Source organism: Kitasatospora sp. NPDC036993, assembly GCF_055607525.1.
The window spans coordinates 51,102-68,121 of sequence record NZ_JBVJRP010000010.1 but is presented as its reverse complement, the minus strand read 5'-3'; the positions used below and the strand labels follow the sequence as shown (position 1 = coordinate 68,121).

The 17,020-nt window shown below is 73.3% G+C and carries 21 protein-coding genes and 1 pseudogene; 14 read left to right on the top strand and 8 right to left on the bottom strand.

Going from position 1 to position 17,020, the window contains the following annotated elements; all coding sequences use genetic code 11:
• The first annotated feature begins 57 nt into the window (after positions 1-57).
• Positions 58-1,995: a glycerophosphodiester phosphodiesterase family protein gene (locus ACZ7C5_RS21885; RefSeq protein ID WP_470323264.1), complete on the top strand. Its 1,938-nt coding sequence runs from the start codon at positions 58-60 to the stop codon at positions 1,993-1,995.
• Between the two features lie 205 nt (positions 1,996-2,200).
• Entirely contained in the window at positions 2,201-2,371 is a 171-nt protein-coding gene (locus tag ACZ7C5_RS21880; protein ID WP_188296538.1) for a hypothetical protein, read from the top strand.
• Between the two features lie 49 nt (positions 2,372-2,420).
• On the opposite strand, the gene ACZ7C5_RS21875 is transcribed toward ACZ7C5_RS21880, so the two are convergent.
• The 3 genes from ACZ7C5_RS21875 to ACZ7C5_RS21865 all read right to left on the bottom strand — a co-directional run bounded on the left by ACZ7C5_RS21875 (position 2,421) and on the right by ACZ7C5_RS21865 (position 6,972).
• A complete protein-coding gene (locus tag ACZ7C5_RS21875; protein ID WP_401089602.1) occupies positions 2,421-5,309 on the bottom strand; it encodes an ATP-binding protein in 2,889 nt (962 codons plus the stop codon).
• Positions 5,310-5,491: 182 nt separating this feature from the next.
• Entirely contained in the window at positions 5,492-5,920 is a 429-nt protein-coding gene (locus ACZ7C5_RS21870; protein WP_401089605.1) for a recombinase family protein, read from the bottom strand.
• 464 nt (positions 5,921-6,384) lie between these two features.
• Positions 6,385-6,972, bottom strand: a complete 588-nt coding sequence (locus tag ACZ7C5_RS21865; protein WP_401089607.1) for an RICIN domain-containing protein — start codon at positions 6,970-6,972, stop codon at positions 6,385-6,387.
• A gap of 113 nt (positions 6,973-7,085) precedes the next feature.
• On the opposite strand from ACZ7C5_RS21865, the gene ACZ7C5_RS21860 reads away from it, so the two are divergent.
• The 6 genes from ACZ7C5_RS21860 to ACZ7C5_RS21835 all read left to right on the top strand — a co-directional run bounded on the left by ACZ7C5_RS21860 (position 7,086) and on the right by ACZ7C5_RS21835 (position 12,016).
• On the top strand, positions 7,086-8,066 hold the full coding sequence (locus tag ACZ7C5_RS21860) for an ArsR/SmtB family transcription factor (RefSeq protein ID WP_401089609.1): 981 nt from the start codon (positions 7,086-7,088) through the stop codon (positions 8,064-8,066).
• Between the two features lie 53 nt (positions 8,067-8,119).
• Complete coding sequence (locus ACZ7C5_RS21855) at positions 8,120-8,665, top strand: NUDIX hydrolase (protein ID WP_470323263.1); 546 nt, start codon at positions 8,120-8,122, stop codon at positions 8,663-8,665.
• 497 nt (positions 8,666-9,162) lie between these two features.
• On the top strand, positions 9,163-9,390 hold the full coding sequence (locus tag ACZ7C5_RS21850; protein ID WP_470323262.1) for a hypothetical protein: 228 nt from the start codon (positions 9,163-9,165) through the stop codon (positions 9,388-9,390).
• On the top strand, positions 9,387-9,575 hold the full coding sequence (locus tag ACZ7C5_RS21845) for a hypothetical protein (RefSeq protein ID WP_401089615.1): 189 nt from the start codon (positions 9,387-9,389) through the stop codon (positions 9,573-9,575). Before ACZ7C5_RS21850 ends, ACZ7C5_RS21845 begins: the two co-directional genes overlap by 4 nt.
• 333 nt (positions 9,576-9,908) lie before the next feature.
• Positions 9,909-11,153, top strand: coding sequence for a serine hydrolase domain-containing protein (locus ACZ7C5_RS21840; protein WP_470323261.1), 1,245 nt, complete (start codon positions 9,909-9,911; stop codon positions 11,151-11,153).
• A gap of 53 nt (positions 11,154-11,206) precedes the next feature.
• Positions 11,207-12,016: a hypothetical protein gene (locus tag ACZ7C5_RS21835; protein ID WP_470323260.1), complete on the top strand. Its 810-nt coding sequence runs from the start codon at positions 11,207-11,209 to the stop codon at positions 12,014-12,016.
• On the opposite strand, the gene ACZ7C5_RS21830 is transcribed toward ACZ7C5_RS21835, so the two are convergent.
• The 5 genes and pseudogenes from ACZ7C5_RS21830 to ACZ7C5_RS21810 form a co-directional block, all read right to left on the bottom strand.
• A complete protein-coding gene (locus ACZ7C5_RS21830; RefSeq protein ID WP_470323259.1) occupies positions 11,914-12,228 on the bottom strand; it encodes a DUF397 domain-containing protein in 315 nt (104 codons plus the stop codon). The genes ACZ7C5_RS21835 and ACZ7C5_RS21830 overlap by 103 nt on opposite strands.
• A 73-nt stretch (positions 12,229-12,301) precedes the next feature.
• Positions 12,302-12,493, bottom strand: a complete 192-nt coding sequence (locus ACZ7C5_RS21825) for a DUF397 domain-containing protein (protein ID WP_470323258.1) — start codon at positions 12,491-12,493, stop codon at positions 12,302-12,304.
• A 71-nt stretch (positions 12,494-12,564) separates the two neighbouring features.
• The gene (locus ACZ7C5_RS21820; RefSeq protein WP_470323257.1) at positions 12,565-12,756 is read right to left on the bottom strand and encodes a DUF397 domain-containing protein; all 192 of its coding nucleotides are present in this window, start codon (positions 12,754-12,756) and stop codon (positions 12,565-12,567) included.
• Positions 12,749-13,399 carry a DUF5753 domain-containing protein gene (locus tag ACZ7C5_RS21815; RefSeq protein WP_470323400.1) on the bottom strand — a complete coding sequence of 217 codons (651 nt, stop codon included), beginning with the start codon at positions 13,397-13,399 and terminating at the stop codon, positions 12,749-12,751. Before ACZ7C5_RS21815 ends, ACZ7C5_RS21820 begins: the two co-directional genes overlap by 8 nt.
• Positions 13,400-13,612, bottom strand: a pseudogene (locus ACZ7C5_RS21810) (helix-turn-helix domain-containing protein); the annotation flags it as partial.
• A gap of 263 nt (positions 13,613-13,875) precedes the next feature.
• Between ACZ7C5_RS21810 and ACZ7C5_RS21805 the strand changes: the two are divergent.
• The 6 genes from ACZ7C5_RS21805 to ACZ7C5_RS21780 all read left to right on the top strand — a co-directional run bounded on the left by ACZ7C5_RS21805 (position 13,876) and on the right by ACZ7C5_RS21780 (position 17,004).
• On the top strand, positions 13,876-14,241 hold the full coding sequence (locus tag ACZ7C5_RS21805; protein ID WP_470323256.1) for an ATP-binding protein: 366 nt from the start codon (positions 13,876-13,878) through the stop codon (positions 14,239-14,241).
• Positions 14,241-14,501 (top strand): hypothetical protein, encoded by a 261-nt coding sequence (locus tag ACZ7C5_RS21800; RefSeq protein WP_470323255.1) that lies wholly within the window; start codon positions 14,241-14,243, stop codon positions 14,499-14,501. Before ACZ7C5_RS21805 ends, ACZ7C5_RS21800 begins: the two co-directional genes overlap by 1 nt.
• 230 nt (positions 14,502-14,731) lie before the next feature.
• A complete protein-coding gene (locus ACZ7C5_RS21795; protein WP_470323254.1) occupies positions 14,732-15,256 on the top strand; it encodes a DUF6879 family protein in 525 nt (174 codons plus the stop codon).
• Positions 15,257-15,373: 117 nt separating this feature from the next.
• Positions 15,374-15,643 (top strand): hypothetical protein, encoded by a 270-nt coding sequence (locus ACZ7C5_RS21790; RefSeq protein ID WP_401089629.1) that lies wholly within the window; start codon positions 15,374-15,376, stop codon positions 15,641-15,643.
• The gene (locus tag ACZ7C5_RS21785; protein ID WP_470323253.1) at positions 15,624-16,142 is read left to right on the top strand and encodes a DUF6879 family protein; all 519 of its coding nucleotides are present in this window, start codon (positions 15,624-15,626) and stop codon (positions 16,140-16,142) included. Before ACZ7C5_RS21790 ends, ACZ7C5_RS21785 begins: the two co-directional genes overlap by 20 nt.
• 13 nt (positions 16,143-16,155) lie before the next feature.
• Positions 16,156-17,004 (top strand): helix-turn-helix domain-containing protein, encoded by an 849-nt coding sequence (locus ACZ7C5_RS21780; RefSeq protein ID WP_470323252.1) that lies wholly within the window; start codon positions 16,156-16,158, stop codon positions 17,002-17,004.
• Positions 17,005-17,020 lie beyond the last annotated feature (16 nt).

Sequence of the window (17,020 nt, the reverse complement as noted above, 5' to 3'; positions counted from 1 at the left end):
CGAACGGTTCGCGGAGCCGTGGCGCCCGGTTCGACAACCGTCCCTAGCGTGCCGCCCATGACACAGAGTCACCGCCCCCGCGCCGGCCGCCGCACCGGCCTGCTCGCCGCCGCCGTCGCCGCCTCGCTCGGCCTCGGCGCCGTCGCCCTGAACGCCCCGGCCGCCGTCTCCGCCGAAGCCGCCCCCACCGCGGCCGGCGCCACCCCGGCCCCCGGCGAGGTCGTCCTCGACGAGCACTTCTCCACCCCCGCCCTGCCGGCCGGCTTCACCGCCGTCGAGGGCGACTGGAAGGTGGAGGGCGGTCGCCTGGTCGGCACCTCCGCCAACTCCGGCCAGCAGAGCCGGATCACCTTCGGCCGCCACCTGAACGACTTCCGCATCGAGGCCACCGCCCGCTTCGAGACCGTCCAGGACAACGCCCGCTGGACCGCCGTCGGCCTCGACGTCCCCGCCTCCGGCGCCACCCCCTGGTCGATCGCCACCATGCGCACCGGCACCACCGCCGCCAACGGCCTCGAATTCGCCCAGCGCACCGCCGCCAACGCCTGGAACGTCACCAACACCGCCGCGGCCCCCACCGCCGCCGGCACCGGCCGCGACGTCCGCGTCGCCGTCGAGGTCCACGGCACCACCGCCCGCTGGATCTTCGACGGCAAGGAGATCATGCGCACCACCCAGGTCGCCCGCACCGCCGACGGCGGCCAGGCCCTGGTGGTCAACGGCGCCAAGGTCTCCTTCGACGACCTCAAGGTCACCGCGCTCGCCCCCGGCGGCTGGCTGCGCCCGGCCGGCTCGCCGCTGACCGTCTTCGCCCACCGCGGCGCCTCCTCCGCCGCCCCCGAGAACACCCTCGTCTCCGACGAGATCGCCCGCCGCGGCGGCGCCGAGTGGATCGAGAACGACGTCCAGCCCAGCAAGGACGGCGTCCCCTACGTCCTGCACGACGACAGCGTCGACCGCACCACCAACGGCAAGGGCCGCATCCGCGACCTGACCGCCGCCCAGCTCGACGCCCTGGACGCCGGCTCCTGGTTCGGCCCCGCCTACACCGGCACCCGGGTGCCCACCCTGGCCGCCCAGCTGGAGGACCTGCGCACCCGCGGCGGCAACCTGCTGCTGGAGATCAAGGGCAAGCACAGCCGCGACGAGGTCGCCCGGATCGTCAAGGAGGTGCGCGACCAGCGGATGACCGGCCGGGTCTTCGTCCAGAGCTTCGAGGTCGACGCCCTGCGGTACACCCGCGAACTGGCCCCCGAACTGCCGCTCGGCCTGCTGCGCGGCGACCTCGACGCCGACCCGGTCGCCCTCTCCAAGGACCTCGGCCTGTCCGCCTACAACCCCTCCGACGGCGGCCTCGCCGCGCGCCCCGGCGTGGTGAAGGACCTGCACGCCGCCGGCGTCGCGGTCAACGTCTGGACGGTCGACTCCGCCACCCGCTGGAAGGCCCTGGAGGCCGCCGGTGTCGACGGCGTCATCACCAACCGCCCGGCGGAGCTGACCGGTTGGAACAGCGCCTGGCTCCAGGGCACCGCGCCCACCCAGCCCGCCGCACCCACCGTCGCGATCACCTCCCCGGCCGCCGGCGCCACCCTGGACCGCGCCCAGCAGCCGGTGACCGCCGTCCAGGCCACCGGTGCCGACACCGTCCGCCTCACCCTGGACGGCAGGGAACTGGCCGCCGGCACCGCCCTGGACACCACCGCCCTCGCGCTCGGCAAGCACACCCTGCGCGCCGAGGCCACCGGCCCCGGCGGCCGCGCCGAGACCACCGCCGAGTTCACCGTCGCCGCCACGCCCACCGGCCTGGCCGCCCTGGTGCTCACCTCCGGCGCCGACCGCAACGCCGTCGCCACCCTGACCGTGATGCTCGGTCAGGGCCAGTACCAGCCGCTCGCCCAGTGGGCCGAGAACCAGGCCGGCCGCGGCATCGCCGCCGACCGGGCCCGCCTGATCGCCGCCGACGCCCGCGCCCTGGACGGCGCCGCCCGCGGCTGACGTCCGATCCCTTGCCCCAGGTGGCCCCGTACCGTCGGCGGACGGTACGGGGCCACGGCACGTCAGGCACCCGGGGGGACAGGCACGGGGGAGTACCCAGGATTCGCCCAGGATTGGGTAGCGGTACGCATTGTTCCCGCCCGGCCCAGCCGGTTTCCTGGAGCCCGCCCGAACCGACGACCCTCACCCTCCCCGGAGGTCGCCCATGACCCGTCGCGAACGCCTGCGGCTCTACGCCGACGAGCACTTCACCGCCCCCGACCCAGGGCTGGTATCGCCCGCCCGCCGCAGCAGCGGCCTGCGCCGGCCCGGCCTGGCCCGGCTGGCCAGGCTCTCCCGGCTGGTCGAACGGGCCGGGCACCAGCAGCACTGCTGACCGGACCGGGTCCCGCCTCTTGAGGGAGCAGGCGGGACCCACCTCTTTCTCAGGAGGCGGCTTCCTCCGCGGCCAGCGCCTCACCCAGCCCCGCCCGGCCGACACCCAGTTTGCGCAGCGCGCTCGCCACGTGGTGCTCGACCGTACGGGTCGACAGGAACAGCGCCCGGGCGATGTCCTGGTTCGCCGCCCCCCGCGCGGCCAGCGCCGCGACCTGCCGCTCGCGCGGCGACAGCCGCTCCCCGTACCCGCGCCGCCCCGGCGACGCCACCCGGCCCAGACCCAGCTCACGGCGCAGCCGCTGACAGCGGGCCGCGTCCGAGGCCGCGCCCAGCGCCAGATAGGCCCGCTCGGCCGCGGCGATCCGCTCCCCGGCCGCCGCCCGGTCCGAGACCGCCGCCACGGCACCGGCCCGCTCCCCGGCCCGCGCCGCCTCGTACGGGCGCCCGATCCCCTCCCACAGCTCACCGGAGCGGACGAACTGCGCGCCCGCGCCCGCCGGATCCGCCCCGGCCAGCAGCAGACCCCGGGCGAAGGCCAGCGCCGCCAGCGCGGCCGGCGCGTCCCGCCCCTCCAGACCCGCCCCCGCCTGCCCGGCCAGCTCCCGCGCGCCCGCCCGGTCACCCGTGGCCAGCAGCACCTCGACCGCCACCGGCAGCAGCTCCGCCGCCCGCGCCCAGGCCCCGGCCCGGCGCAGCGCGGCCAGCGCCGGCTCCAGCGTGGCCGCCGCCCGTCCGCCGTCCCCCTCCGCCAGCTGGAGCGCCGCCGACCCGGCCGCCGCCCGCATCACCCCGGTCACCTGCGACTCCCGGTCCCCGTACGGGCCCGCCTCGGCGAACCGGGCGTGCGCCACCGCCAGCTGCCCGCGCGCCGCCGCCAGCCGGCCCAGCAGCAGGGCCTGCTCGATCCCCGCCATCGCCAGGTCGGGGAACTCCGCGCCCAGCGCCGCCAGCCGCTCCTCCAGCCCGTCCCAGTGCCCGGCCAGGCCGTCCAGCCGCACCAGGGCGATCCGGCTGTAGCACTCCAGGTACGGGATCGCCGCCTGCCGCGCCAGACGCCGGCTCTCCTCCAACAGCCGCGCCGCCCGCCGGTCGTGGCCCAGCTCGACGGAGATCTCGCCCACGTTGTACAGGGCGCGGGTGGTCTGCCGGACGATCTCCGGCCGGTCCGAACTGCGCGGCAGCGCGTCCAGCCGCTCCCACACCGACGGGTCCCCCTCGCGCGCCAGGAACGTCAGCCGGGTGGCCCGCACCGCGGCGGCCACCTCCTCGTCCGGGTGCCCGGCCAGCGTCCGCTCGGCCCGCTCCAGCCACCCCCAGGAGCGCTCGCCGGCGCCGTCGCGCTCGTTCATGGCCATCGCCACCATCGCCCTGGCCGCCCGGTCCGGGCGCTGCTCCAGCTCGTCGAGGGACTCCTCCATCCGGTCGAAACCGGCCCGGTCCCCGCCGTGCACGGCCATCAGGAAGCCCAGCGACAGGCGGATCTCGCCGCGGTCGGGCGCCGGCAGCCGCGGATCGGCGATGATCGCGGTCAGCGCCGCGGCACTGGCCACCGAGTCCACGCCGTCCGCCGCGATCCTGGCCAGCGCGATCGCGGCCCGCCCGCGCCGCTCCGGAGCGAGGTCCGGCTCGTCCAGCAGCCGCCGCAGCAGCGCGCCGGCACTGCCGCTGTCCCCGAGCGCGACCGCCTGCCCGGCGGCGGCCTCGGCCACCTCCTGCCAGGCCGCCCGGTCGCCCAGCGCCAGGGTGTGGTGGGCGATCTGCACCAGCGGCCTCGGCTCGCGCGCGCCCAGCGCCGCCACCGCCCGCCGGTGCAGGGCGGAGCGCCGCGGCCCGGGCAGCCGGCGGTAGGCCACCTGCTGCGCCAGGACGTGCCGGAACCCGTAGCGGGCCAGCGGCTGCTCGTTGAGCACCGCCGCCCGCAGCGCCTCGGTGAGGCCGTCCGCCGCGGCCTGCGCGTCGAGGCCGGCCACGGCCGCCAGCAGGTCCTCCCCGGCCGCCACGCCGAGCACCGCGGCGGCCGAGGCGATCGCGGCGGCGTCCGGGGACAGTGCCGCGAGCCGCTCGGCGACCGCGTCGTGCAGGCCGCGCGGCACCTCGGACTGCTCCAGGTCGGCGGCCAGGTCCGCGGCGTTGGTCAGCTCGCCGGCGCCGCGCCGCTCGCCCAGCGTGATCAGGTCCTCCTCGGCGACCAGCGGCAGGCCCTCGCTGCGGTCGAACAGCACCCGGGTGAGGGCGGGCGTCGCGCGCGGGCCCAGCGCGGCCCTGGCCAGCTCGTGCACCTCGGCCTCGGCGAGCGGGGCCAGCCGCAGCAGCGCGCCGCCCACGCCCGCCGGGCGCCGGTAGGCGGCGCCGAGCGCCGGGGTGTCCGGCGGCAGGTCCTCGGCCCGGTAGGTGAGCACCAGGGCCAGCCCGGCCGGCACGTCCCTGGCCAGCAGCAGGAGCAGCTCGCGGGTCGCGTCGTCCACCCAGTGCAGGTCCTCGATGACCAGGACCGTCTCGCCGAGCGCGTCGAGCAGCGCGCGCACCGCCTGGACGAGCAGCCGCAGCCCGGGCGGCCCCTCACCGGCGGCGGCGGGCAGCGGCGGCAGCCGGTCGGCGAGGTCGGGCAGCAGCGGGCGCAGCGCCCCGGCGCTGGCGGCGATGCGCCCGGCGGGCGGCAGGAACGGGCCGACGCCGCGCAGCGCGTCCACCACCGGGCCGAAGGCCAGCGGCTCGCGCAGCGGGTGGCAGAAGCCGGTCAGCACCCGGCGGCCCGCCGCCGCCGCGCCGGCCGCGGCCTCGGCCACCAGGCGGGACTTGCCGAGGCCGGCCTCGCCCTCGACCAGCACCACGGCGGGCGGGTGGAGCACCGCTTCGGTGAGGCGGTCCAGTTCGGGCCGGCGCCCGACGAACGCGAAACCGGCGCCGGGCGATCCCGGCTCGACGGGCCGACTCACGGCCGTCCGGTTGGTTCGGGTGCGCGGCGCTCGCCGAGGAGGGGTGCGAAGGCCATGCGCCCCATCATGCCGTGACGGCTCCGGGGGCAGCCCGCCGGGGGCACTCAGTCGGTGCCTCCGGCCAGGGCGTTCAGGCGGTGCGTTCAGGCGGTGCGTTCAGGCGGGTCGTCCAGGCGGGTCGTTCAGGCGGTGCGGGCGCGCAGGGGGCGCCGTCGCCGGGGTTCGGCGAGCAGCGCGGTCCGTACGGGCGCGGGCAGGGGCAGCGCGCCCGGGCCCGGCAGGTCGAGCACCGCGCAGCCCAGCGCCTCCAGCCGGCGCACGGTGGCCCGGGCACAGCGGTCGTCGAGCGAGAAGACGAACGGCCCGGGCACCAGCACCACGTTCACCCAGCCCTGCCCGGCCCGCTCCAGCAGCCGCTCCAGGGCGGGGCGCGGGTCCGCGGAACGCACCCCGTCGTCCAGGAAGGCGGAGGGCACCGGCAGGCCGCGCTGCCGGGCCAGGTGCTCCAGCACGGAGCGCTGGTAGTCCAGCCCCGCCGCGTCGGCGGGGTAACAGCGCAGGTACAGCGCGGGCCGGGCGGGGCGGGGAGGCCGGGAGGGGCGGTCGGTCATGTCGTGCACCTGCTTCGTCCGCGAGGAGTGCGACGGGGTGGGGGAACCCGTCCACTCCAGCAGGCCCCGGTGAACAGTGCGGGATCAATAGCGGTCGCCACCCAATCGGGTGGCCGCCGAGCAGACCACCACGGCGCCCGTCCCGGGCGTCCGGGGCGTCCCGGGTGACGGGTGGCGGCGGCCCGGAACGGTGGGGCGGCGCCAACTCGCCGATCCGGACGGTGCGTTCGCGACGGCGGAGGAGCCGGCGTGATCGACGGGCGCGCCTTCGCCAGGGCCGCCGGGGACTGCCGGGGGCCGCACCGGCCGGACCCCCGTACCGGTCGGGGCGCCCCCGGCGGCCCGCGTCGGCGCCGGGCGGCCGTCCGTCCGGGACGGGCCCCGCGGCCTCGTGGGGGAGAAGCCGCGGGACGTCGGTCACCGGCCGCCGGCGGCCGGCCGTGCGCCGGCCGGCCGTGCGGGGGTCACCCGGAGGTCGTCCACCGCTGCTCGGAACCGCCGGTGCAGGTCCACTGGACGACCGGGGCGCCCGGCGTCGTACTCGAAGCGCCGACCGCGGCGCACAGGCCGCTCGCCCGGTTCCTGATCTGCGCGAAGCCCGTGTCCGGGTTGGAGCCGAAGTACCAGGTCTGCTCCGCCCCCTTGTCGCAGCCGTACTGGATCAGCTGGACCCCGGCGTTCGGCGAACTCGCCGGATCGGCCAGGCACTTGCCGCTGTTCTTGTTCACGATCTCGTAGCCGCCACCGGAGTTCGGCATGGGGTAGAGGCCCCAGTACTGCTCGGCGCCGCCGTAACAGGACCACTGGATGATCCCGGCCCCGCCCGCCGTGCTCCCGGCCCCGACCGACAGGCAGTGCTGGCTGTTGTAGTTCCAGAGCTCCACGATCTCCCCGTCCCTGACCGACGGGGACGCGCCCCCACCGCCCTGCTGCGCCGAGGCGGGCGTCACCCCCGCCGCGAACGCGATCGCGGCGGCGAGCCCGATGGCCCCCGCGCCGAGCTTCGTCCGGGTGCGGCCGGCGACGGCGGCCGGCTTCCTGTGAACGATCACTGGTCCTGTTCCTCTCGGGGTTGGTCCGTGCGGTGAATCCAGGAAACGCCGGGCCGATCGACCGGTCGAATGATTCGATTTCTTTCGAAGGGGCTGGCGAAGGGGGAGCGTTCGTGATCCGGATCCGCCTGGGGGCCCGGGGGCTGGGGAACGTCAGGTTCGCGGTCTCGCCGGTCGGCGCGGCCAAGGACCTGCTCCGCCTGGTGGGCTTCAGCCCGGGCACACTGACCCCGCAGTGGCGGGGCAGGGCCACGGAGGCGCTGTCCCGGCACCGGCTCGGGCTGCTGGCCGTGGTCGGCGGAGGCGGTCCCCTCGGGTACGCCCCGGACTTCCTCCGGCCGGAGCCGCCGGCCTTCCTGACCGACATCGACACGGCGCTGCACCAGATCGCGACGACTCCGCGGGAGCGGATCCGCTACGAGCTGGCCGGGGCCGTCAACGGCCACTCCTGGGAGCCCGGTTCGGCTCACCCGCCGCCGCGGCAGTTGCTCCGGGCCCTCGACCGGGGGGAGGACCACCTCGCGCGCCGCCTCGCCGACGAGATGGCGCGGTTCTGGCAGACGGCCCTGGCACCCTCGTGGCCGGCGATCCGGGCCGGGCTGGAGGCCGACGTCACCGCCCGGGCCACCGAGATCGCCCGGTCCGGGCTTGCCGAGGCGCTCAACCGGCTGGCTCCGAACCTGGAGTGGCGTGACGGCGAGCTGATCGTCCACCTGCGCACGGACAGCATCCACCGGCTGACGGTGGACGCGGACGCGGTGATCCTGACGCCGAGCGTCTTCGTCGACTGGGCGCTGTTCTGCGCGGGGGAGCCGCCCGGTGTGCCGGCACCGCGCACTCCGCTGATCGTCTACCCGGCCGCGCGGTTGGACTGTCTGCCGCCGGCCCAGGACCATCCGCTGATCGGTGCGATGCGGCGGAAACTGCTGGCGGAGCTGAGCCAGCCGAGGTCCACGACGGAGATCGCGCAGCGGCTGTACCTGAGCCCGGCCACGGCCTCGTACCACCTACAGATCCTTCACCGGGCCGGGCTCGTGACCCGGACCCGGTGCTCCCGGCACGTGCTCTACCAGCGGCTCGGCGGAGCGACGTAGACGCCGTACGGGAACGGCTCCCCCGCGACGGGGCGAGTCGTACAGTCCTGGCCATGACCGAAACCACCACCACCGCTCCGTGGCGCGAGACAGAACGCGCCACCGTCTTCAGCGAGTTCGGCCGGGCCGTGGACCGCGTCGACTACGAGATGCCCGACGGCAGGAAGGAGGAGTTCTACCTCAAGCGCGAGCGCCCGGCCGGCGCCGTGCTCGCCCTCACCCCCGACCGGCACGTCATCCTGGCCCGCCAGTACCGTCCGGGCCCCGGCCGCGTCCTGCACGAACTCCCGGGCGGCGACATCGAACCCGGGGAGTCCGCGGCGGACGCCGTCGCCCGAGAACTGCTGGAGGAAACCGGCTACCAGGGCGACGTACGCGAGGTCGGGTCGTACTGGCTCGACGCCTACTCCGACACCCGCCGCCACGCCTTCCTCGCCACCGGCTGCGTCAAGGTCCGCGAACCGCGGCCGGAGCGCACCGAGTTCATCGACGTGGCCATCCTCGACCTGGCGGAGTTCCGCACCCGCGTGCTCCGCACCGGCGAGCTGACCGACGCCGCCGCGGCCTACCTCGCCCTCGATCACCTCGGGCTCCTGTAGCCGGGGAGGGGAGCAGCGGGCGAGCCGGCCGGACGCCGCGCCCACCCGTCCCGTAGGGAGGGCCCCGTGACCGAACGGAGCGCCACCGGAACCTGCCCCGCCGACCGGTACACCAGCAGGTTCGTCTCCCCGCCCGCCCGCGCCGCCGCCCTGGTCCCGGCCGACGGCAGGGGCAGCCGCCCGCGCGCCGAAGGTGCTGGTGCCGCACGGCTCCGGCCTCGGAGCCGTGCGGTGGGTCGTCGAGCGTACGAACCGCCTGCATCCACGGCTTCCGCCGCCTGCGGAGCCGCTGGGACATCCGCGACGATGCCCATGAGGCCTTCCCCGGGGTGGCCGAAGTCCCTTGCCATACTGGTGCGATGTGCTTTCGAGGGGCCACTCCGAACCGGCATCACGTCTGTCTGCCCTGCCGTGCCTCGTTCAAGAAGCGCGGCACGTGGGCGAGCCGTTGCCCGCGCTGCCGTGTGGAGTTGATCGACGCGGGCCAGGACCTCGCTGTGCCGAAGCGGAGTGACACCGCCGGCTGGCGGGCGTTGACCGCCCTGCTCGGCGCGGGTGTCACGTTCCACTCGGGCTGCTGCGACGGGCCCGGTTGGCGGCCCCGTACCCCGCGCGAGGTGCGCGAGCGGCTGGCCGCCGCGGCGGGCACGGGCGTGCCGCTGAGCGTGGCGCTGACGACGGTCGACAGTCACGAACTCCGCTCCCGGCGCGGCGTTGCCCGGTGAGCCGTCGGCGTTACGTGGCCCGTGGTGTGCCCGGCGGCTACCGGATCTGGGACAACCGGGCCCGCCGCTGGTGGGGCGACAACTACGAGCTCTGCCCCGACGATCTCCTCACCGAACTCAACGGCAGAGCCGACCCGGAGGCGCTGACCGGCCTGCTCAGGCGCTACCGAGCGCAGAAACGGTAGGCCGGGCGCGACGCGGCCAACAGCCTCCGACTGCCAGTCGTGAGCGGGATGGTCGCGGTGTGGCCGGTGTGAGCACGGTGCCGGAGCGGCTTGCCCGCGCCGGCCGGCCGGCGGGCGGGCGCCCCCGAGGGGACCAGGGCGCCGCCTCCGGGAGCCGTCGGGGGCGGGCCCCTGCCCAGGTCGTAGCCGCCCCGCCGCAGGGGTGCGACCTGGTGGGGAGAGCGGGTCGGCCCTGAGTCTGACGATCCGCCGCAGGAACGCTGGGACAGTCTCAACTGTCAGATGGAAGACGGAAGTTGGTGACAGCTTCCGGCGGAGACGGTGGAGGTTGTCATGGTGGGGACGTCGAGGAGCGGAGCCGGACGCCGCCGGGCGCGGGCCGTCCGCGTGGCGGCGGTCGTGCTGGCGGGGGTGGGACTGGTGGCCGGTGTGGTCCCGGCGGCCCTCGCGCAGGGCACGGGCGGCACGAACGCCGGCACCGCGAGCGCCGTCGGAGCGGTGGCCGACCAGGCGCGGCGGGTCGACCGGGCGGCGCTGGACGCCGGCCTGCGGGTAGTGGTGGCGCCGGGCGGTGCCACCGCCGCGATCGGCCGGGTGCGCGAGGACGGCCACACCCTCTGGAAGGGCGCGGCCGGAACCGCCGACCTCACCACCGGCGAGCCCGCCGCGGCCCGCGACCGCTTCCGGATCGGCAGCGCCACCAAGACCTTCGTGGCGACCGTCGTCCTCCAGCTCGTCGCCGAGCACCGGATCGCCCTGGACGACCCGGTCGCGACGCACCTGCCCGGCGTCCTGCGCGACGGCGCCCGCATCAGCGTCCGCCAACTGCTCAACCACACCGGCGGCGTCTACAACTACACCTCGGACCGGGCCTTCGCCTACGCCGACGACGCCTCGTTCCGGACCTGGCTCAGCACCGACCGCTGGAAGTCGCGGACGATGGCGGAACTCGTCGCCGTCGCCGAGACCCACCCGGCGTACTTCCCGCCCGGTCAGGACTGGCACTACTCCAACACCGACTACATCCTGCTCGGCATGCTCATCGAGAAGGCCACCGGCCGCAGTTGGCAGCAGGAGGTCGAGCGCCGGATCGTCCGGCCACTGGGCCTGAGCGAGACCACCATGCCGGAGAACGACCCCACCGTCCCCGGCCGCCACACCCGCGCCTACGTCAGCATGCCCGGCGGGCCGGTGGACATCACGCTGTTCAACCCGACCATCGCCGGCCCGGCCGGCGCCGGCATCTCCACCACCGCCGACCTCGCCGCCTTCATGTCCGCCCTGCTCGGAGGACGGCTCCTCGGGCCCGCCGAACTCGCCGAGATGAAGCACACCACGGGCCTCGGGCGCGGGGCCGACTACGGCCTCGGCCTGGAGCGCACGCCCACCCCGTGCGGGGACTTCTGGGGCCACCGCGGCGACAGCCTCGGCTACAGCAGCATCATGCTCGGTGACGACACCGGGCAGCGCCAGGTCGTGCTCTCCCGCAACCCGTACGACCCGGCCGGACTGCCCGCCTCCGAGGCCGCCTTCACCGCCCTGGTGACCGCGGCGGCCTGCGCCGGCCGGACGACCTGAGGCCCTGAGGCCTGCCGGCCGGGCGCCCCGACCGCACCTGCGATCATGAACCCATGCCCGAGGAATCGAACCTTTTGTCAGACTTGTGGCCGCTCGCGCCGGCCGGCGCGACGGCCTGGCTGTCCGAGCTGTGCGGCGACGGTCTGACCGGGTTCATGCCGCCGGCGATGCCCGACGCGGCCTGGGTGCTCAACGCCATGTACGAGCACGAGCACGGGCCGGGCGACGTGTCGCACCACGAGTACCGCCAGGCACGGCTGGCGGACGGGAGCATCCCGCGCGAGATCGCCGGGGGCATCGACCTCGACGCCGTGTGCGTCGCCGTGGGAGGCGGCCTGGGCCGCGCGGAGCACCCCGGCCCGGGCTGGCGGCGGCTGCGCTGGGCGGAACTCGCCCGCCGGACCGGTGACCCGGTCGTCCCCGACGGGCTGCTGCCCTCCTTCCGCTGCTTCCCCTCGGCCACGAAGAACGGCAGCTGGCCGCTCGGCATCGCCCCGCCCACCGAGGGGAGCCTGGACCGTGAAACGTGGACGCGGCTGATCGACATCCTCACCGCGCACAGCCCCGCGGGCCCGGACACCCGCTGCCTGGCCTACTACAACCCGCTCACGCTCGGGGCCGTCGACTTCGACAACCTCCACGTGCGGGCGGGACGCCTCGGCGACGCCGGGTTCCTCTACGACGTGCCCGAGGCCGACCTGACGGACGCCAGCCCCGCCAACCTCTGGGCCGAGGACCGCTCATGGGTCCTGTGCAGCGGCTACGACCTGTGGGGCACCAAGGTCGCCGGGTCTCCGGCCCTCATCGAGGCGCTGCTGAACGACAGCGGCGTCGAGGCGGTACGGCTGCCCTGGGCGACCTGAGCCGAGAGCGAGCCGTACGGGCCCGTCAGGTGGTCGAACTCGCCGGCTTTGAGGGCGTGGAGGAGGGTGGCGAAGGTGGCGGGGGTGGTGTGGAGGGTGAGGTGGGCCTCGTCGGACTCGCGGAGTTCGACCAGGTTGCCGACCGTGCGGACCTCGACGCACTCGTTGTTCGCGGCGCTGTAGCTGGACTTCTGCCATGCCGACTCAGGCATGTGTGTCCTTCCTGGCTGGCCGTTGTGATTGCGTCCCTCGCCCTGGGTGGGGCGAGGGACGCGGGTGGGGCTGTCAGGCGTGGTGGTCGAACTCGCCGGCCTTGATGCCGTGGAGGAGTGCGGCGAGGGCGGTGGGGGTGGTGTGGAGGGTGAGGTGGGCCTCGTCGGACTCGTGGAGTTCGACCATCTCATTCATGGCCCGCAGCTCGACGCAGTTGTCGCTTGCGCCGGAGTAGCTGGACTTCTGCCATGTCGACTCGGGCATGTGTGTCCTTCCTGCCTGGATTGTGGTTGCGCCCCTCGCCCTGGGTGGGGCGAGGGGCGCGGGTGGGGCTGTCAGGCGTGGTGGTCGAACTCGCCGGCCTTGATGCCGTGGAGAAAGGTGGCGAGGGCGGTGGGGGTGGTGCGGAGGGTGAGGTGGGCCTCGTCGGACTCGCGGAGTTCAACCAGGTTGCCGACCGTGCGAACCTCGACGCACTCGTTGCTTGAAGCGCTGTAGCTGGACTTCTGCCATGCCGACTCAGGCATACGTTTCTTCCAGTTCCTTCTTGATGGATCGGATGAAGTTTCGAGACCCATCTTCAGGGAGAGCCGTGGTGTCAAGACGCGCGAAGATCACCCGGTACCTTGCAAGGTCAGCTGGAGCGTCGAAGAACAGGGCACCTTGCGAGACGTCCATCTGGATGGTGTCCAGTTCGGGGACTGGCCCTTCCGCGAACGTCAGGTTCTCTCCGGCGCCGGGGAACGTGTCGACCGCGAACGGAACGACTCGAACGGAGATACCGGACTGCTGGGAGTCTTCGAGCAGGGCATCAAGCTGGTCCACGAGTACCTTCGGCCCACCGAACTGCATCCTTAGCGCGGCTTCGTGGATGAATGCTCGAAACGGAGTGCGGCCGGAACGGATGACCTGCTGCCTCTGGATGCGGAACGCAGTTCGAATGTCGACATCTTTGCGGGGCAACGGAGGATAGATCCTCTTGAAAACCGCCGAGGCGTAGCTGGCCGTCTGGAGGGGCCCGGGGATGTACGTGGTGGTGCACATGGAGAGCTTCTCCGCATGACCCTCGATCTCGGCGACCTCAAGGTAGTCCGATGTAAGGACCTCGTCGTACTCCTCCCACCAGCCCTTTCCCCTCTCCGCGATTATGGCGGCGAGCGCGTCGATCAAGGGCCGATTGGCGCAGTTGCATGCGGCCGCGATGGTGTGGAGCCGTTCGACACTGATGCCAATCCGGCCTGACTCCATCTGCGTCACCTGGGCTGGACTCATGCCTACGGTGCGGCCGAGCTGCGAGCCACCGAACCCGGACTGTTCGCGCATTCTCCGTAGCTCAGTTCCGAGCCTGCGCTGGCGGAGCGTTGGGTTCGATCGTGGCGGCATGACTTCCTTCCAGGCGTGCGTGTGGCCAGTGTGCCGCGCGTGTTGAGCGGAGGTCCACCAGTTACCACCATAGGGGGAAGAATCCATGAAGAGTGGAAAATTAGATACTCGACTGCGCTATGGTCGATCTCACATCGATCCGACGGATCGTCAGTAACGCCTGCTGGCAAGCACCGCAGAGCAGCCACGTCCATCTCCACCGGCCTGGCTCACGGCGACCTCTTCCGCCGGTTCCCCCTCACTCACGCCTCGGGAGAACTCCCATGCGTCACATCAACACGCCCACCATCGCCATCGCCCGTCAGACCCTCTGCACCACCATGACGCGCGTCGGCTGGTCCTCCTCCACCATCTTCGACGCGCAGCTCGCGCTCTGTGAGCTGCTCGTGAACGCGTGGCGCCACACCGACACCCCCGCGCCGCTGGTCGAGATCATCTCCGTCAACGACTCGCTCCGGGTCTCCGTCACGGACGAGAGCCCGGTCCTGCCCTCCGCCCCACCGCTGTCCCTGCTCGCCGAGTCCGGGCGCGGCCTCCAGCTGGTCGGGGCGCTCACCCACCGCTGGGGCGTCGATCCCCACGAGCGTGCCAAATCCGTGTGGTTCGAGCTGCTGAAGGACGCCGCCTGATGGTCTACCGTCCCGGCCGTCACCCGATGCTGCCGACCGACCCCCGGATCCGGTACTACACCGAGGACCACATCCGCGCCCTGATGGACGAAGTCCGGGAGCGGGGGCGCGAGTTCGGCCTCATCTTCCCCTCGATCGACACCGACAGGACCATGGACGGCCGCGTCCTCGTCCGTTTCAACACCGCGCCGGCGTCGACCCTCCTCAACCTCCTCACCCTGCTCCTCGACGCCGAACGCAGGACCTCGTGCGATACCTGATCGGGACGGCCCTCGCCGTCCTCCACGCCCTCGCCTTCGCGACCGTCGCCCTGGGCGTCGTCACCGCCCTCCGCGCCGCCCCGCCGCCCGACGAGGACACCTGACCGTCGGCCCCCGCCGCCCACGCGCCGGGGGCCGCGACACAACCCGCCCCACCAACCCGGCGTCCGTGGCAGATGGAGAGACGGCCGTGGCACTACGGTTCCTGAGTATCGACAGGAGGGCGTGCGATGTCGCAGAAGGTACCGAGCTTCTATGAACTCCTGGATACCGCCGAGCACTCGGCCGTCCACCTGGAGATGCGGGACCAGTACGGCATCTCGGAGGAGTCCGACGAGATCGCCCGGTGGCAGCGGGGCGAAGCCGTCGACGTGGACCCCGACTCGGAGTACTGGCAGGACTGGACCGAGGCCGTACGCCGCGCGGTCGCGCGTGGCGTCGTCGTCCGGCGGGCACGGATCGTGTCGGAGCCGGTGACGGCCTACATCCGCTACGAACACCACATCACCCAGGTGAACGTGGCGGCCGGTGAACTGGTTCGCTGGCTTCCCCGAAGCCAGGCGTCGGACCTTGTCCTCCCCGGCAACGACTTCTGGCTGTTCGACGGGAAGCTGGTTCGCTTCAATCTGTTCGACGGATACGGGAGGGGCCTGGGGCCGCAGCACTCCGACGACGCCGACGTGGCGCGGCTCTGCACCTCGGCCTTCGAGGCTGTCTGGGCGCGTGCCACCGACCACGAGAAGTACAAGGTCTGAGCCCTGCGGCGCTGTGCGGGGGTCGGGCCCATCCCGAGCCGTGCCCTTGACGCTCCTTCACGGGCGGGGTCAAGGTTCGTGGAACTGCGTGGAATCCACTCGGTACAGGAGGTAGTCATGGCGCTAAAGTTTCTGGGGATCTACCCGAACACCCCCGATGACGGCTCGCCGACCATCTGGCTGGACGAGGCGACCGGCGACCTGGTGATCCAGTCCTGGAAGGCCGACGAAGCCACCATCAGGGAGGCCCAGGAGGTCGGTTCCATCCCGGGCCACTCCACGGACATCCCGGATCACGAGGGCGTGTTCCGGCTTCCCGCCAACATGATCCAGTTCATCCCCCGGCCGGACAGTGAGGTCAACGACGGTGGCAACGGCGGTTCGTGAGCAGCTCGCAAAGGCGCAGCGCTCGGCGGTGCATCTGGAGATGCGGGACGGCTACATGCTGGACGACCCCGAGTTCATCGCCTGGCAGCAGGGCAAACGGCTTGATCCGATGGACCGCGAGTCGTGGTGGCGGTCGTGGCTCGACGTGGTGGCCGAGACGACCGGCCGTGGGGTCGCCATGCGCCGTCTGCGCGTGGTCTCCGAGCCGGTGACCGACTACATCCGGTACGAGTACGACGTGACCTTTCCGAATGTCGCGGCGGGAGAAGACGTGCGATGGTTGCCGCGCTCCCGCGCCGGTGACCTGTTCCTGCCCGGTCTGGACGGCTGGGTGATGGATGACGAGGTGGTGATCCTGCACCACTTCACCGGGGACGGGCAGTGGGCCGAGGCCGGCATGGAGGTCCGGACCGATCCGGAGCTGGCCGAACGGTACCTGGCGGCCTACGAGATCGCATGGGAACGGGCGACACCGCACGCGGAGTACCGTCCCGCCTGATCGATAACCGTCCATGGCTGTCCCGGCATCGTCAAGTGTCCAGCGCGCCCGCCAGAATCTCGCCGACCGGCTCGGCGAGATTCAGCGGGATGCCGGGCTGACCGGGCGTGACCTGGCCGCGGCGTGCGGCTGGTACCCGTCCAAGGTCTCGCGTCTGCTGAACGCCCGCACGCCGCCGTCCGAGGACGACATCCGGGAGTGGTGCCGGGCCTGCGGGGCCGAGGACCGCGCGCCGGACCTGATCGCTTCCCTGCGAGCGGTCGAAGGCATGTTCATCGAGTGGCGACGCATGGAACGCGCCGGTCTCAAGGCAGCTCAGGAAGCCCGGCTCCCGCTGTACGAGCGAACGCGTCGGTTCCGGTCCTACTCGTCCTGGTTGGTGCCCGGCCTGATTCAGACGCCGGGGTACACGACTGCTGCCCTCCAAGCCATTCAGCAGCGCCGAGGGCTCGTTGACGACGTTCCGGCCGCTGTGGCCGCCCGCATGCAGCGCCAACGGGTGCTGTACGCGGGCGACCGGCGGTTCGCCTTCCTGATCGAGGAGTCCGTGCTGCGCTGCGGGATCGGCGGTGGCGGCGTCATGCGCGACCAACTGCACCACCTGACGACAGTCGGATCGCTTCCCAACGTGAGCTTGGGAGTTGTTCCGATGCGTCCCGATCGGACGCGCTGGCCGGCTGAGGGCTTCTGGATCTTCGACAGTGCGCAGGTGAATGTGGAACTGATCTCCGGATACCTGACGATCACCCAGCCGAGCGAGATCACGATGTACGCCGAGACGTTCGGTGAGCTTGCCGAGTCGGCTGTCTACGGGGCGACCGCTCGTGAGCTCATCACGTCTGCCGCTGCGCTGCTCGGGTGACCCCTGCAATCGGCGT